15 protein-coding genes are annotated in these 15,125 nt (G+C 68.5%); 6 read left to right on the top strand and 9 right to left on the bottom strand.

Annotation, left to right across the window (positions count from 1 at the left end; genetic code table 11):
• The 6 genes from AC1DVU_RS20500 to AC1DVU_RS20475 form a co-directional block, all read right to left on the bottom strand.
• Positions 1 to 870 (bottom strand): NAD(P)H-hydrate dehydratase, encoded by an 870-nt coding sequence (locus AC1DVU_RS20500; RefSeq protein WP_476924300.1) that lies wholly within the window; start codon positions 868 to 870, stop codon positions 1 to 3.
• The gene (locus AC1DVU_RS20495; protein ID WP_476924299.1) at positions 854 to 1,585 is read right to left on the bottom strand and encodes a histidine phosphatase family protein; all 732 of its coding nucleotides are present in this window, start codon (positions 1,583 to 1,585) and stop codon (positions 854 to 856) included. Before AC1DVU_RS20495 ends, AC1DVU_RS20500 begins: the two co-directional genes overlap by 17 nt.
• 41 nt (positions 1,586 to 1,626) lie before the next feature.
• Positions 1,627 to 2,034 (bottom strand): hypothetical protein, encoded by a 408-nt coding sequence (locus AC1DVU_RS20490; RefSeq protein WP_476924298.1) that lies wholly within the window; start codon positions 2,032 to 2,034, stop codon positions 1,627 to 1,629.
• 127 nt (positions 2,035 to 2,161) lie between these two features.
• On the bottom strand, positions 2,162 to 2,887 hold the full coding sequence (locus tag AC1DVU_RS20485; protein ID WP_476924297.1) for a hypothetical protein: 726 nt from the start codon (positions 2,885 to 2,887) through the stop codon (positions 2,162 to 2,164).
• On the bottom strand, positions 2,884 to 3,804 hold the full coding sequence (locus tag AC1DVU_RS20480; RefSeq protein WP_476924296.1) for an ABC transporter ATP-binding protein: 921 nt from the start codon (positions 3,802 to 3,804) through the stop codon (positions 2,884 to 2,886). The genes AC1DVU_RS20485 and AC1DVU_RS20480 overlap by 4 nt, the downstream gene beginning before the upstream one ends.
• Positions 3,801 to 4,529, bottom strand: a complete 729-nt coding sequence (locus AC1DVU_RS20475; RefSeq protein ID WP_476924295.1) for a hypothetical protein — start codon at positions 4,527 to 4,529, stop codon at positions 3,801 to 3,803. Before AC1DVU_RS20475 ends, AC1DVU_RS20480 begins: the two co-directional genes overlap by 4 nt.
• A 215-nt stretch (positions 4,530 to 4,744) precedes the next feature.
• On the opposite strand from AC1DVU_RS20475, the gene AC1DVU_RS20470 reads away from it, so the two are divergent.
• The gene (locus AC1DVU_RS20470; RefSeq protein ID WP_476924322.1) at positions 4,745 to 5,317 is read left to right on the top strand and encodes a 1-acyl-sn-glycerol-3-phosphate acyltransferase; all 573 of its coding nucleotides are present in this window, start codon (positions 4,745 to 4,747) and stop codon (positions 5,315 to 5,317) included.
• Between the two features lie 2 nt (positions 5,318 to 5,319).
• On the opposite strand, the gene AC1DVU_RS20465 is transcribed toward AC1DVU_RS20470, so the two are convergent.
• Positions 5,320 to 6,717: a YncE family protein gene (locus tag AC1DVU_RS20465; protein WP_476924294.1), complete on the bottom strand. Its 1,398-nt coding sequence runs from the start codon at positions 6,715 to 6,717 to the stop codon at positions 5,320 to 5,322.
• Between the two features lie 72 nt (positions 6,718 to 6,789).
• Positions 6,790 to 8,919 carry a DEAD/DEAH box helicase gene (locus tag AC1DVU_RS20460; protein WP_476924293.1) on the bottom strand — a complete coding sequence of 710 codons (2,130 nt, stop codon included), beginning with the start codon at positions 8,917 to 8,919 and terminating at the stop codon, positions 6,790 to 6,792.
• Between the two features lie 411 nt (positions 8,920 to 9,330).
• Here AC1DVU_RS20460 and AC1DVU_RS20455 point away from each other — a divergent pair, with 411 nt between their 5' ends.
• The 4 genes from AC1DVU_RS20455 to AC1DVU_RS20440 all read left to right on the top strand — a co-directional run bounded on the left by AC1DVU_RS20455 (position 9,331) and on the right by AC1DVU_RS20440 (position 12,864).
• The gene (locus AC1DVU_RS20455) at positions 9,331 to 10,212 is read left to right on the top strand and encodes a lysylphosphatidylglycerol synthase domain-containing protein (RefSeq protein ID WP_476924292.1); all 882 of its coding nucleotides are present in this window, start codon (positions 9,331 to 9,333) and stop codon (positions 10,210 to 10,212) included.
• A 111-nt stretch (positions 10,213 to 10,323) separates the two neighbouring features.
• On the top strand, positions 10,324 to 11,097 hold the full coding sequence (locus AC1DVU_RS20450) for a phosphatase PAP2 family protein (protein WP_476924291.1): 774 nt from the start codon (positions 10,324 to 10,326) through the stop codon (positions 11,095 to 11,097).
• Positions 11,094 to 11,744: a glycerophosphodiester phosphodiesterase gene (locus tag AC1DVU_RS20445; RefSeq protein WP_476924290.1), complete on the top strand. Its 651-nt coding sequence runs from the start codon at positions 11,094 to 11,096 to the stop codon at positions 11,742 to 11,744. The genes AC1DVU_RS20450 and AC1DVU_RS20445 overlap by 4 nt, the downstream gene beginning before the upstream one ends.
• Before the next feature lie 49 nt (positions 11,745 to 11,793).
• Positions 11,794 to 12,864 (top strand): DNA polymerase IV, encoded by a 1,071-nt coding sequence (locus AC1DVU_RS20440; RefSeq protein WP_476924289.1) that lies wholly within the window; start codon positions 11,794 to 11,796, stop codon positions 12,862 to 12,864.
• On the opposite strand, the gene AC1DVU_RS20435 is transcribed toward AC1DVU_RS20440, so the two are convergent.
• Positions 12,861 to 13,424 (bottom strand): dihydrofolate reductase family protein, encoded by a 564-nt coding sequence (locus AC1DVU_RS20435; protein ID WP_476924288.1) that lies wholly within the window; start codon positions 13,422 to 13,424, stop codon positions 12,861 to 12,863. The genes AC1DVU_RS20440 and AC1DVU_RS20435 overlap by 4 nt on opposite strands.
• Positions 13,425 to 13,618: 194 nt before the next feature.
• Here AC1DVU_RS20435 and AC1DVU_RS20430 point away from each other — a divergent pair, with 194 nt between their 5' ends.
• A complete protein-coding gene (locus AC1DVU_RS20430) occupies positions 13,619 to 15,124 on the top strand; it encodes an acetyl-CoA hydrolase/transferase family protein (RefSeq protein ID WP_476924287.1) in 1,506 nt (501 codons plus the stop codon).
• Position 15,125: the final 1 nt, after the last annotated feature.

The raw sequence follows: 15,125 nt of genomic DNA, 5'->3' as shown, positions 1-15,125 counted from the left end.
TCACACCATCGCGATCGTCGCGGCGATCTCGTCGACGAGCTCCCGTGCGAGGTAGCCCGTGCGACCCATCCGGGTGACGAGGCGCTGACCGGCCATCGCGTGGACGTACGTCCCCCAGCACGCGGCCTGCGCCGGCGAGGCTCCGCGCGCCAGCAGGCCGGCCATGATGCCCGCGAGCACATCGCCACTGCCGGACGTACCGAGCCCGACATCTGCGTTCTCGTCGCGCCACGCTCCCCCGCCGGGCTCTCCGACGTGGCCGTAGAGGGACACCACGGCGCCGAATCGCTCGGCCACGGCTGCCGCCTCAGCGTCGAGGTCATCTCCGGGCTCCCGTCCGAGCAACCGGCCGGCCTCGCCGATGTTGGGAGTCAGCACGGTACGGCTGGCGTGGTCTCCGAGGAGGTCAGGATTCGCGCCGAGGGCGCCCAGTGCGTACGCGTCGACGACGAGTCGGGCGTCGCCAGCCATGGCGTCAACGACGTGACGGAGCAGTGTCGCGGTCTGCTCCGCGTCGTCGAGACCCGGGCCGATCGCGACCACGTCAGCGTGACTGGCGAGCTCGAGGACGTGCTCAGGCTCGTCGGCGTCGACCGATCCGCTCTCGGTCGACGGCAGACCCACGACCTTGGCCTCGGGAACGGCGATGCTGAGGGCCTGGGCATTGTCGTCCGTCGTGGCAAGCTGCAGCCGTCCGGCACCAGCGCGCAGTGCAGCCGTGCCGGCCAGCAGGACCGCACCCGGGGTGAAGCGGGAGCCGCCGACGACCAGCACGGTCCCCCGATCGTCCTTGTCACCTTCTGGCTGCGGCAGGGGCCAGTCGCGCAGCAGCTGCGGGGTGATGACGTGTGGGTCAGATGGCCGGGGCATCGACGCCCTCCTCGGCCGTCGGATGCGCTTGGTCGTCCTGGCGGAGGTGCTCGACGTCGTTGAACAGCTCCGGTGCCCATCCCTCGTCGCTCCACCGCCAGCTGCTGATCGAGCAGTTCGCGATCGGCGACTCCTTGGCGCTCGTCATGAGCTCCTCCTCGTCGAGCCCCTCCAGGACGTACCGGAACAGCGAGACGACGGCGTCGTGGGCGAAGAACAGCACGCGTTGCTCAGGATGGTCCTGAGCGACGTCCCGCAGCAGGCTTCGTATGCGCAGCAGCACGTCCGCCCACGACTCACCGCCAGGCGGGCGGTAGTAGAACTTGCCGAGCCGCTGACGGCGTTCGGACTCCTCGGGGAACTTCGACCGGATGCCGTGGACCGTGTGCAGGTCCAGGATGCCGAGCTCACGGTCACGCAGCCGCTCGTCGCGCACCGTCGGGATGTCGAACCCCTTGAGGGCGATCTCCGCCGTCTGCCGCGCGCGTACGTACGGCGAGACGATCACGACGTCCGGCCGTTGCTCGTCGGGCAGGTCGTCGAGCCAGCCGGCCACAGCCTCGGCCTGCTTCTGCCCGGTGTCGGAGAGGGGTACGTCGGCGTCACGCTCGGCGATGTCGATCAGGTCCGAGCCCTTCTCCTCCGCCGTCGACGCAGCAACGTTGCCGACGCTCTCGCCGTGCCTGATGATGCCGATCCATTCCAGCTGGTGCATGGACTGGCTCTACCCGTTGCCTCGGCGGGCAATCGGAGGAGTCATGGACGCAGGTCGTCCTTCGTCACGTGCGTCGTCACGTCAGGGCCGGTGCTGTAGACAACCGGGTCCTCGTCGACCGGTGCCGCGCCCTCGTCCAGCGTCGCAGCCGGCTTCTTCGGAGTGGCGGACTTCGGCGTCGTGCTCTTCTTGGCCGCGGCCCGTTTGGCTGCCGCCTTCTTGGCCGGCATCGTGTTGGTCGTGGCTCGCTTGGTCGTCGTGGTCGGCGAGGGTGGCTGATGGACCGGCTCAGTGCTGACCTTGGGTGACTCGTCCACCGGGTGGGCGTCCTGGTCGCCCGGCAAGATCCTTCGTGCCACGGCGACGGCACCGTGCAGGCCTCCGCGTGCGACGCCGCCGACGACGTGCTGCGCGATGGACACGGGCTTGAGCAGGATCTTGGTGATCACGGGTGGTGCTCCGTTCGGTCGTTGAGAGATTCCTCCCGCTCGTACCCACCCTGCGGACCCTCACACGGACTCCGCGGTCGAGCGCTGTTTGCGTTCGACCGCGGAGGTCCTTGGTGCTCATGCGCCGCTATGGGGTGACGTCGCGGCGGTTGAACAGGACGAACGCGAAGCCCGTCAGGGCTGCCGTGATCGTCACCAGCGAGATCGCCGCGGGACCGGCGCCGATCGTGGCGCCTTCCAGCCGCAGGAGCGGTGTCAGCAGCCCGTACGGCAGGTAGGCGGCCGCGCCACCGATGAACATGCCGATGAGCTTCTCGGCGACGAACATGCCGACGATGACCATGACGGCCGCAGGCTGGCTCCGGAAGATGACCCCGCAGCTCACCCCGATGAGGCTGAATGCCACGGTGGCCAGGAGCACCGACGCCGTGATGGACGCCGACAAGCCCATGCTGAGGTCCTTGTCGGCCAGCATCGGCGCGGCGATTCCCGCGGCAAGGCCGAGCGACACGGCGCCGAGGACGAGCCCCAGCACGCCGTGCGTCGTCATCGTGACGAGCAGGAGCCGGCCGCGACGTGGTGCGGCAAGGAGCCGCTGGCTCAGCGTGCCGTAGCGGTACTCCCCTGCGACCCGCGTGGCGGCGAACAGCGCCAGCACGACGGCGACCAGGATGCCGACCGAGGCCGTGACCGGCTCACGGAGCTCGGCGGGAGAGTCGAACCCGCCGGTGCCGGCATCTGCCATCGAGCCGTACGTGATGAGCCCGACGAGGCTCAGCAGCACGGCGACCACGATGTGGTGCGACCGGAGCGTACGAAGGCGGATGAGCTCCGCCCGGAGCAGGGTGATCATGAGCGTGTCTCTCTGTTGTCGGCGTGGCTGGCGGCGTCGGCGGTCAGGTCGAGGAACGTGTCCTCGAGGCTGGCGCGCACGGCGCCGATCTCGTAGATGACGATGTTGCGGTCGAACGCGAGCCGGCCGATGGCATCGGCGCGGACACCGGTCACCGCGAGGGCACCGGCCTCCTCCGTCACGTGAGCGCCTTCGGCGAGCAGGTACGACTTCATGGCCGCTTGGTCAGAGGACCTGACGTGGACCCGCTCCCCTGCCGTGCGTTCCATCAGGACGTCGAGCGGTTCGTCGGCGACGATCCGTCCGTGGTCGATGACGACGACGTGGTCGACGGTCTGCGCGACCTCCGCCAGCACGTGGCTGGACAGCAGGATCGTGCGGCCCTCGGCGGCGAGACCACGCAGGAAGTCACGCAGCCAACGGATGCCCTGGGGATCCAGGCCGTTCGCCGGTTCGTCGAGCACGAGGATCTCCGGCTCGCTGATCAGCGCGGTGGCGAGCCCGAGCCGCTGGTGCATGCCCAGCGAGAACGTGCCCACACGCCGATTGGCGGCGCTGGTCAGCTCGACCAGCTCGAGGACCTCGTCGACCCGGCTCCGAGGCATACGCGCCTCGGCCGCGACGACGCGCAGATGGTTCCGCGCGGTCCTCGAGGGATGTGCCGACGACTCCAACATGGCTCCTACGTGTCGCAACGGATTCTCCAGGTCGCGGTAGCGGCTCCCGGCGATCCGTACGGTGCCCGAGGTGGGTTCGACGAGCCCGAGCAACGCCCGCAGGGTCGTGGTCTTGCCGGACCCGTTGGGGCCCAGGAAGCCCGTGATCGTGCCGGTGGCGACCGTGAAGCTCAGGTGGTCCACCGCGCGTACGTCCGCATAGTCCTTGCTGAAGTCAGTGACCTCGATGACGGTGTTCATCGGGCGCTTCCTTCGGTGGCGCGGCGGCCGGTGACGCGGAGTCCGACGAGCACTCCTGCACCCACGAGGACGAAGAGCGCGCCGACGACGATGAGGCCGGCGGTGACCTCGCCGAGGACGGGCACGGTGGCGCCCACATCGGCGTCGACGTCGACACCTGCGGTGCCGTCGGCGTTCATGACGACGACGGTCCAGCGGCCCGGCCGGTCGTCGAGCGACCAGTCAATGCTCTGGGTCCCGGTGCCGGTGGCCTGCTCGACCCAGATGTCGCTGTCGGCAGGGTTGGCGGCGGGGGCCCCGCCGGCGTGGTGCTCGTACGTCGTCTCGGGATCGTCGATGTCGGTGACCGTGGAGTGCTGAACGTCCGCGAGGTACGCCTCGGCGTCGGCCGCACGGGCCACGCCGACGAAGACGGGGTTGGAGCCGTCGCTGGTGACGCGAATGCGCGCCCGGCCGAGGACCCAGTCCTCGTCGACCCCGCCGAGCTCGAGGCTCTCGCTCGCAACGGCATAGCCGTCTGCCTTGAGGGGCGCCGTGTCACTGGTCAGGTAGCCGTCGTCACGCCATGAGTTGTCCGCGGCGACCAGCGCTCCGCCGCCGGCGAGCGCGGTGGCGCCGCCCAGCAGCGAAGCGATGGCCACGACGAGCAGGGCGATGCGCCCTGCAGACCTGGCATGGGGTGGGCCTGGTTGGGGGTTGGTGGGGGTGTCGGTGGTGGTCGACATCGGGTTCTCCTGGTGTTGGTTCCCGGTCGGTCGACCGGCGTACCTCCAGCACACTCGATTCGCCGTCTCGCGCCCATCGGGCTGGGCGCAGACCTGGGAGGCGTTGGCCGCGCAGCTGATGCGGCCGTGCCCCGGGGCTGGCACACCCTGTCGAGGAGGGCACCCTCCGCCCTCGCGGCTGAGCCTCGGGTCGGCCACCTAGGATCGATCGCGTGATGATCCGCCAGCGACTCGCCCGATTCATCGTTCGCCGTGCCGGCTACCGGATGGTCGGCGAGGTGCCGGACACCGGGATCCTCGTCGGAGCCCCGCACACGTCCAACTGGGACTTCGTGACGATGTTGCTCGTGATGTGGCACGACGGCGCGCATCCGCGGGTCCTGGTCAAGAAGCAGTTGTTCCGCGGTCCGCTCGGGTGGCTGTTGCGCCGCTTCGGCGGTGTCCCCCTCGACCGGGACAACGCGGCGGGTGTCGTCAACGAGCTCGTGGAGGAAGCGCGCAACGGTGAGCCGTTCCGCCTGATCCTCGCGGCGGAGGGCACACGTACGAAGGGTGACTACTGGAAGTCGGGGTTCCTACGGATCGCCCGCGACACGGGCTTGCCCATCACGCTGGCGTTCTTCGACCCGCCGACCAAGACGATGGGGTTCGGGCCGACCTTCCACCCGTCGGACGACGTCAAGGCCGACATGGACCTGGTCCGCGCATTCTTCGCCGACAAGCACGGCATCAAGCCCAAGAACGCGACCGAGCCCCGGCTCCGCGACGAGTCGGGTCCTCTGGCCTGACCTCAGGAGCCTAGACCGGCGGCAAGCGCCTCCGGGACGTACCCGTGGCGTATGCGCTGCGGGTGGTCACCGACCGGGAGGTAGGCGATCTCCTGCTTGGTGGTGGTGTCGAGCACTGCCACCGAGTCCGCCTCGCTCAAGGAGATCCAGCACGTGTCGCCCCGGCCCTCCGTCGTCCAGTAGGGCTTGGCGTACGAGTGGCCCGTCGTCGCGGTGTCGAAGATGACGTGGTTGCCGGTCGCCCTGTCGACGAGGGCGGCGTAGTCGTCCATCGTCCCGGCGGCACACAGGGTCGTGCCAGCGGCGTTGATCGACAGGCCGTGGTGCGCCGAGTCGTTGACGTACTGCTCCCTGGGCATGTCCGGGACGCGGTTGGGAAGCGGGATGACCCGCTTGATCGCGCCGACGCGCGGCTCGGCGATGCCGCCGGCGGTGTAGCCGACCTTGCCGTCGATGTCGGGTGCCTGCGTGTCGAACTCGACGAGGCCGTGGAAGTACGAGACCTGGAAGTAGATGAACCGCTCACCGGGCGCGACCGCCATCGGCCTGACCGCCGAGCTCATACCGGGATGTCCCGCCTCGGCGAGCTCCTTGCCGATGTCCCAGCGCTGGGTCACGGCGAAGCTGGCGTTGTCGACGATCTGGAACCAGCGATCGCTCTTGACGGCGTCGTGCACCGCGCTGAGGTCAAGCGGCCCGAGGGTCGGATAGTCGACCGGGAGGTAGACCCGGCCGATCGACGCGTGGAAGATCTTCGAGCCGTCCTTGCTGTACGTGTTCTCGTGCGGCGTCTCCCCCGACACGAACGTCCGCATCCGCTGGCCGATCGTCACGGTCTTGCCGCCGACGACCTCGTCGACCATCGAGTACTCGATGACCTGACGGTTGGTCGAGTCGGACACGACCAGGCGTCGGCCGTCCGGGGACAGTCCCATGTGGTCCGTGCGGTAGCCGTCCATCTGCTCCTCGTGGACGATGCTGTTCGGATCGTCGGCCACTGCCTTGGCGATGTCGATCCACACGACGTCGGCGAAGCTGGGCCTGGACACTGCGAGGTACTTGCCGTCGTTCGTCGTGAACATGTCATCGACGTACTGGTCGTGCCCTTCGCCCGGGCCGACCTGCACGACCAGGTAGAACGCGAGCCTGACCGGGTTCAGCTGGATGTCCTGGAGCTCCTGCGCCTTGTCGGGGATCAGGTTGATGCCCGACTTGAGCATCTGGTGCGTGTCGGCATCGATGATCGAGGCGGTGCCCTGCCAGTTGTTGCCGACGAACATCACGTCACGCAGGCGGGGCGCCGCGCCGGCTTGCGGAGTGGCGGCTGTCGCAGACGGGACAGCCAACAGCGTTGCGGCGGCCACCAGGACACCGATGCCGGTCGACAGGACTCGCTTCATGGATGCTCCTTGCACAGGGGCCCCGCAGGCAGGCGGGATTGCAGGAGGTTCAACGACTCCGGGTGACAAGCGTCACGAGGTCTGCTGCTGCTCCAGAGCATCGGTGAGCAGGCCGACGAGGGCTTCGAGCTGCATGTCCGCCGAGGCAGAGACCTCTTCGTCCGAGCCGTCGAGCGCCCTGGCGGCGAGTCCGGCCTTGCTGTCGAGGAGCTCGACGATCCGGGTGTCGATCGTCTGAGACGCGATGATGCGCCACGCCGTCACGGGCTCGTCCTGGCCGATCCGGTGAACGCGGTCGATCGCCTGGGTCTGCTCGGCATCCGTCCACGACAGCTCGGCCAGCACCATGTTGGAGGCGACCTGGAGGTTGATGCCGACACCGGCGGCCGACAGCGAGCAGACGACGACAGCGACGTCCGGGTCGTCGACGAATGCGTCGATGTTGCGCTGGCGCACCTTGGGCGTCTGGTTGCCGCGGATCGACGAGTAGCGGATGCCCCGGCGCTCGAAGGTCTCTTCAGCCAGGTCCATCACGTCGACGTGCTTGGCGAAGAAGACGACCTTGCCGACGTTGCGCGCGAGCTGCGCGGTGTAGTCGGCGGCCAGTCCCGCCTTCGCCTGGCCGATGCGGCGCATCATCGTGAAGACGTTCTCGTCGGTCTTGGACGAGCTCTCGTCACGCTCCCAGCCGGCCACCCGGCGTACGAGCTCGTGGTCGATGCCCTCCACCGTGATGCCGGAAGTACGGTTCGCGAGCGCGCTCTCGTAGCGCGCGAGGAGCCGCTGAGCGAGCACGCGTTCGGCCTCCCGGATCGACCGGCCGGCCTCGTCGTCCAGCTCGACCGGGAGATCCGCAATGCGGCGAGCCGGGATGTCGGCGGCGACGTCGACCTTGCGGCGACGCACGATGCCCATGTCGATGACCCGTGATCGCGCCGCGGCGTAGAAGCCTGGATCGATCGGCGTCAAGCCGGTCTCCTCGAGCGCTCCCATGAGCTCCGTGCGCGGCTTCTTGTCGTCGATCCAGCCGAGGAACTGCCAGATCGCCCGGAAGTCGTCGATGTCGTTGATCAGGGGCGTGCCGGTCAGCGCCATCATCAAGGGGCGGACGGTGCGTGACCGGATGCGCTCGGACAGCTGCAGGACGTGCTGCGATCGCTGAGAGGCCTTGTTCTTGATGAAGTGGGCCTCGTCGAGGACCATGCCACGGAAGCCCAGGTCACCCAGCCAGCCGACGTGACGGTCGAGCACCTCGTAGTTGACGATCACGATGTCGGCGAAGCCATCGATCGTGTGGCCGTCGCCGTGGATGACGGTCGACGGACGGTTGGGCGTCCAGAGGTCGGCCTCGCGGGCCCAGTTGGTCTTGACGACGTTAGGCACGACGACGAGCAACGGGTAGGCGTTGGCGGCCTGCGCGGCCAGCAGTGCCTGCGCCGTCTTGCCCAGTCCGGGCTCGTCGGCCAGCAGGAACGTACGGTGGCCGTCCTCAGCTGCCGCGATGACCTGCGCCTGGTGGCGCATCAGCTCGAGGCCGACCGGGACCTTGGTGTCTGACGGCTCGGGAAGGTCCATGCACGCCTTGGAACCGCCGGCAGCCCGCTCGAACGCAGAGAACAGGGGTCCGAGGAGCTCCCAGGTCGAGAGTCGCTGGGTCTGCGGCTTGGCTGACTGGGCGGCCTGAAAGTCGGGGGTCAGGAATGGGTTGGCGAGCTGGCGGGCGACGACCGACTGCGGCACGACCCGGCGCTCGACCGGCGCCGCGACCGGCTCGTCCTCGGTGGCGATCTCAGCCTCGGGTGTGTCCTCGACCCCGGCGGCCCGCAACATGTCGTGCTTGAGCACGATCGCCGCGTCCGACACCTCGGCGTCCTCGGCAAGCAGCGAGAGGAGCGACGTGTCACGGGCAGCGGTCTGGGCGAGGATCGTGCCGATGCCGTCGAGCCGCTTGAGCTTCTCGGCGCGCTGCGCATCGGTCAGCGAGGCGTCGCCCTTGGCGCGGGTGCGCTCCTCACGGGCCAGGAGTGCGACGACCTGGAACTTGGTGCGTGTCGACGGCGAGACCCGGCCACGCTGGGCGCCGGCCTCGACCTCGCGGACGGCGCGGGCGAGCACCGACATGATCCCGTCATTGCCGCCGCGGGGTCGCCGCTGGGGTGCAGAGCGGGTCGTGCCCGACTGCCGCTGGCCTCTTCTGGCCAAGGTTCCTCCTCCGAAAGCCCGGCACGATGGCCGTGGCGGTGCTGCAACGCCGGATCCGGTGTCAGTCCGGACGACGCCGACGAGCCCTGCCGGGTCAAGGCCGATGACCCGCCCCGACGGAACTCGCTACAACCGATCGACAGCAGCGACCGGGGTGGTGCAACGCCCGCCTCGTGGAGAGATCCGGCCTTGAGCCGGTGCCACGGAACCGATCGTCGAGCGACGTACTCGTTCGACGAGCAGCGGTGCGGGGTTTGTTACGCGTCCCACTTTACCCGCATCGCGCCCGGACCGGCAGGCGACGCACCAGTTACCGCATGTTGGACGGTCGAAATCGCTGGTTTTGCAGCGCCGTATGATGTCGGCGGAGGGATTTGGTGATATCGGCGCCGGTCCGTTCGGAAAGGATCCATGCGCCTGAGAGACATCCTGCACTCCCGTGTTGCCATCGCCCTCGGTGTGGCCGTCGCCATCGCCGTCCCCGCCTTCACACTCCCCCGACTGCCCCATGTGACCTTGTGGCCGGTCCTGCTCGGCCTGATTCCGTGGATCGTCGGCAAGTACGTGCTGTGCCCCCTTCGCTGGCACGCGCTCACCGAGTCCAACCTCGCCCGCTGGTGGCACATCCGTGCGTACGCCGAGTCGGAGCTGCTCGGACTGTTCACCCCCGGACACGTCGGTGCGGACCTGTGGCGGCTGCGCCGCCTCACCCGAGCGGGCCTCCACGGCTCCGACGCCCTGACCAGCGTTGGCCTGGACAGATTGGTGGGTGCCATCGGACTCGCCGCGTTCGTGGGATTCGCCGGTGCTGCCCTCCCGATGCGCATGCTGCTGGTCGCCTTCGGGGTCGCGCTGCTCGCGATCATCGCGGCGCTCGTCCTTCGCCGGGTGCGTCCGGATCTCATGCCGCGGCGTCCCATGCCGCGCCCAGGGGTGTTGGCCCACGCGTTGGTCCTGTCAGCGGGCTACCAGCTGTCGATCGCGGCCCTCCTGCTGGGTTCGGTCGCCGCGACCGGCTACGAGGTGTCCCCCTTGTCACTGCTCGGCGCATTCGGCGCCAGCCAGCTCGCCGGCGCCGTGCCTGGTCCCAACGGTGCCAGCCCGCGGGACGCGGCACTCGTCGTTGCGCTCGCAGCGCTGGGCGTCCCCTGGGTGGCGGCGGTCGCCGCGGTGACGGTCAAGGCCGTCGTGGCCTGGCTTCCCGCGCTGGCGTTGGGTGGCGTCAGCCTGATCCTGACGCGGTGGGCCACGCGGCGCGCGGTCGTGCCGGCGACCTCAGTTGGGATCGCCTGATCCCCAACGTGATCGGCGCATCCTTGCGACACTGAATGCATGGTGGAGACAAGGTGAAGACCGTGTTGTCCGCCGCCTGAGCGACCGGCCCTGTTGAGGACCGGCGCCACGATGCTCAAGCCGCGCGACCTGGCAGGACCCCGAGCGGACACGCTCTGGGCCCTGGGACAAGCCGGTCTGGTGCTGCTGATGGTCTGCGTCTACTTCGGAGTCCGCGGCTTGACCGTCGGCTCGACCGAAGATGCCATCGACCACGCTCACGACATCACGACGTTCGAGGAGCACCTCCATCTCGATGTCGAAGAAGCCCTCCAAGCGCCTGCGAGCCGCTCCGACACGATCGTGACGATCGCCAACTGGATCTACATCTGGGGACACTGGCCGATCATCATCGTCACGATGATCTGGCTTTTGAGGAGGCACACCGACATCTTCCGTCGACTGCGCGACGGGATGATGCTGTCAGGGGCCATCGGCATGGTCGTCTACGCGACCTACCCGGTGGCGCCGCCCCGACTGGCGAGCCTCGGCCTGGTCGACACGGTGAGCGAGAACTCCCGGGCGTACCGCGTGCTCCAACCGCCCGCATTCGTCAACCAGTACGCCGCGATGCCCAGCCTCCACGCCGGCTGGGACCTGCTGGTCGGCATCTCGGTCGTGACGGCCGCCTCGACCGTCGCGCTACGGGCTGTCGGTTACGCCTTGCCGACCCTGATGGCCGTGGCGGTGGTCCTGACCGCCAATCACTACGTGGTCGACGTCATCGCCGGCGTCGTTCTCGTACTCCTCGCCCACGTCGGCGCGCTCGCACTGGAGCGACGTCGTCACCGACGCCGATCACAGCGCATCCAGGTCCTGGCGTCGCAACCCGGAGGGACTGAGTGACGGTCCTCGCGATCGCTCATCGAGCCGGCAACTCCCTGGCCGGACTCCACGCCGCCAACGAGCTCGGCGTGGACGTCATCGAGTGCGATGTGCACGAACATCGCGGCCGGCTCGAGGTCCGGCACCTGAAGTCGGCTGGTCCGCTGCCGTTCCTGTGGGACAGGTGGGAGCTCGCATCGGCATCGGCACCGCGGCTCGGGCTCACCGAGCTGCTGACTGCCGACCGGCGCGGAGCCACCTTCATGCTGGATCTCAAGGGCCGCAGCCCGTCGGTGGGGCGCGCGGTGGCGAGCCTCCTGCATGAGCTCGGCCACGACCATGCCGTACTGGCCTGTGGTCGCCAATGGCGCTCTGTCGACGCTCTGTCCCGGCTGCCGTACGTACGCCGGGTGCTCTCGGCGCGCAACCGGGGCGAGCTCGCCCGGCTGCGGCAGAGACTGGCTGCGCATGGTCCCGTGCACGGCGTATCGGTCCATCGCTCCCTTCTGGATCCGGCGATCGTCGCGGAGCTGCACCGTCACGTCGAGGTGGTCATGACCTGGCCCGTCAACGACCTCCCCACGCTGGACCGACTGCTCGGCATCGGCGTGACCGGGATCATCAGTGACGAGAACGAGGTCCTGACCGAGCTCATCCGGCGTCGATGAGCAGGCGTCCTGGGTCGACCACCGCAACGCGTTCCGGCAGGGTGAGGACATGAGCTGGGTGCTGCACGTCGACATGGACGAGTTCATCGCCGCCGTGGAGATACTGCGTCGTCCCGAGCTCGCGGACCTGCCCGTCGTGGTCGGCGGTCGCGGCGACCCGAGCGAGCGCGGAGTCGTCTCGACCGCCTCCTACGCGGCGCGCCAGTTCGGCGTCGGCTCCGGCATGCCGCTGCGGGTCGCGAAGCGAAAGTGCCCGGACGCGGTGTTCCTGCCGGTCGACGCGCCGGCGTACGAAGCGGCTTCGGCGACCGTCATGGCGACGCTGCGATCGCTGAGCTGGGGTGGGGTCCCCGTTCTGGTGCAGGTGCTGGGTTGGGACGAGGCGTTTGTCGGACCGGGACCCGGCCATGGCGAGCTCGGTGACCCCGAGGACATGGCGACGCTCGTCATGACGTCTGTCCTCACAGCGACCGGTCTCCACTGCTCGGTCGGCATCGGCGACAACACCTTGCGCGCCAAGAACGCCACGACCTTTGGCAAGCCGCGCGGGACATACACGCTCACGGCCGCAAACTGGCTCGAGGTGATGGGTGACCGTCCGACCGCGGCGCTGTGGGGCATCGGCAGCAAGACGGCCGCCAAGCTCGCAGCCTTGGGGATCGAGACGGTCGCGCAGCTCGTTGCGAGTGATCCTGCGGTGCTGGTCAACGCACTCGGGCCGACGATGGGTCCGTACTACCGCGGGCTGGCGACGGGCGCCTCGGCCCGGCCCGTCGACCCGGAGCCGTACGTTCCACGGGCGCACGGGCGCGAGACGACCTTCCAGGAGGACCTCGACGACTGGGAGGCCATCGCCCAGGAGGTGCGCGACCTGACTGTGCGGGTGCTCGCAGACATCGATTCGGAAGGCCGACCCGCGGTGCGAGTCGGCCTCAAGATCCGCTTCGCGCCGTTCATCACGGTCACCCGCAGCCGCACCCTTCCCGCCCCGACGAACGATCCCCGGGAGCTGAGCGACGCCGCGGTCTCGCTGCTTGATCGGCTGGAGCCGCAGCAGCGAGCCCGCCCCGTCCGGCTGCTTGGCGTTCGGCTCGAGATGACACCGCCGGGGAAGAGCTAGCGAACGACGTCGAAGACCTGCTTCTGGATCCCGTTGGAGTACGCCTCGCACTCGACGAGCTCCAGCTTGGTCTTGTCCTTGTCTGCCTCACTGAACAGCCGCTTGCCGGCGCCGAGGAGCACCGGGAAGACCAGCAGGTTGTAGCGGTCGACCAGTCCGGCGTCGGCGAGGCTCTTGCCGAGCGTGGCACTGCCCGGGACTGTGATCGGCCCGCCCTCGGTCTCCTTGAGCGCGGCCACGTCGTCGACCGAGCGAAGGATCGTCGCGGGCCACCGGGAATCGTCCTGCTCGAGGGTCGTCGACACGACATAGCGAGGCATCGCGTTGTAGCCCGCGAACTCCTCCATCGTGGGCCAGACGGGCGCGAATGCCTCGTACGACGTGCGACCCATCAGCAGGGCCGAGGTCTCCTCCTGCTCGCGGCCCTTGAGCTCGTACGCCGCCGGGTCGAACTCGATGTCCTTGAAGGTCCAGCCGGAGTTGCGGTATCCGGGTTCTCCGCCGGGGGCCTCCATGACGCCGTCGACGGACACGAACGCGCTGACGATGAGGGTACGCATGATGCTGATCTCCTTTGAGGTGTGTGAGGAACTCTTTCACCATCTCCACGAACGGGTGCGGGCCGATACGACATCCCTTGCTGAAGTTGTTCGGGACTTCAGTCCCACCCGGACGTGACCAGGGCATCTGACCGAGTTCGCGTCTCTAGGGAAGACTGCACAGGTTGTACCCGATCCTCAAGGAAGGACGTCGCGTGACTCGCATCTCCTGTCCCGTGCTGAGCACCAAGGTCACCAGCGCCGAGACGGCTGCCGCCCTGATTCGCCACGGGGATCACGTCGGCTTCAGCGGATTCACCGGAGCCGGCTATCCCAAGGCGATCCCGGGTGCCCTCGCGCGACAGATGGAGCAGGCGCACGATCGCGGCGACGAGTTTCGCATCGGCCTGTGGACCGGGGCGTCGACGGCCCCCGACGCAGACGGCGCGCTCGCCGAGGTGAATGGCATCTCCTCGCGCCTGCCCTACAACTCCGATCCGACCTTGCGACGGCTCATCAACTCAGGGGATGTCGAGTACATCGACGAGCACCTCAGTCACTCGGCGCAGCACATGTGGTTCGGCTTCTACGGCAACCTCGACGTCGCCGTCGTCGAGGTGACCGCGATCCTGCCCGGAGGTGTGCTCGTTCCGAGCACCTCCGTCGGCAACAACAAGACCTGGCTCGACCGGGCGGATCGGGTGATCCTCGAGGTCAATCACTGGCAGCCGCGCGAGCTCGAGGGATTCCACGACATCTACGAAGGCACCGCTCTCCCCCCACACCGCAACCCGATCCAGCTGACCGAGCCGATGCAGCGCATCGGCGAGCCGTACCTGCACGTCGACCCGCAGAAGGTCGTGGCGGTGGTCGAGACGAACCACGCCGATCGCAACTCGCCGTTCACGCTGCCGGACGAGACGTCAGAGGCGATCGCCGGCCACGTGTTGGACTTCCTGCGCCACGAGGTCGCGGCGGGCCGGATGCCGCCGTCGCTGCTGCCGCTGCAGTCCGGGGTCGGCAACGTCGCGAATGCCGTACTGGCCGGTCTCGACGGCAGCGAGTTCACCGACCTCGTGGCGTTCACCGAGGTGATCCAGGACGGCATGCTGGACCTGCTGGACAGCGGCACCCTCCGGGCCGCATCGGCGACCTCGTTCGGGCTCTCGGAGCCCGGCGCCAAGCGGTTCATGTCGAACATCGAGGCGTACAAAGGCCGGATCCTCCTGCGCAGCGAGGAGATCTCCAACCATCCCGAGCTCGTCCGCCGGCTGGGTGTCATCGCCATGAACGGGATGCTCGAGGCCGACATCTACGGCAACGTCAACTCGACTCATGTCATGGGCAGCTCGATCATGAACGGCATCGGGGGCAGCGGTGACTTCGCCCGCAACGCGTACCTCAGCTTCTTCCTCTCCCCTTCCACGGCCAAGGGCGGCGCGATCTCGACGATCGTCCCGATGGTGAGCCACGTCGACCACACCGAGCACGATGTGCACGTCGTGGTGACTGAGCATGGTCTCGCCGACCTGCGCGGCAAGTCGCCCCGGGAGCGTGCGAAGCACGTCATTGCCAATTGCGCACACCCGCTGTTCAGGGACGCCCTCTCGAGCTACACCGAACGGGCCTGGCAGGCGCACCCCACAGGACGCCACACTCCGCACCTGCTCGGCGAGGCGCTGAGCTGGCACGAGAGATATCTGGAGACCGGCCACATGTGAC

This window comes from Aeromicrobium sp. P2_G6 (assembly GCF_056403535.1).
This window is presented reverse-complemented; position numbering and strand designations above follow the sequence as displayed.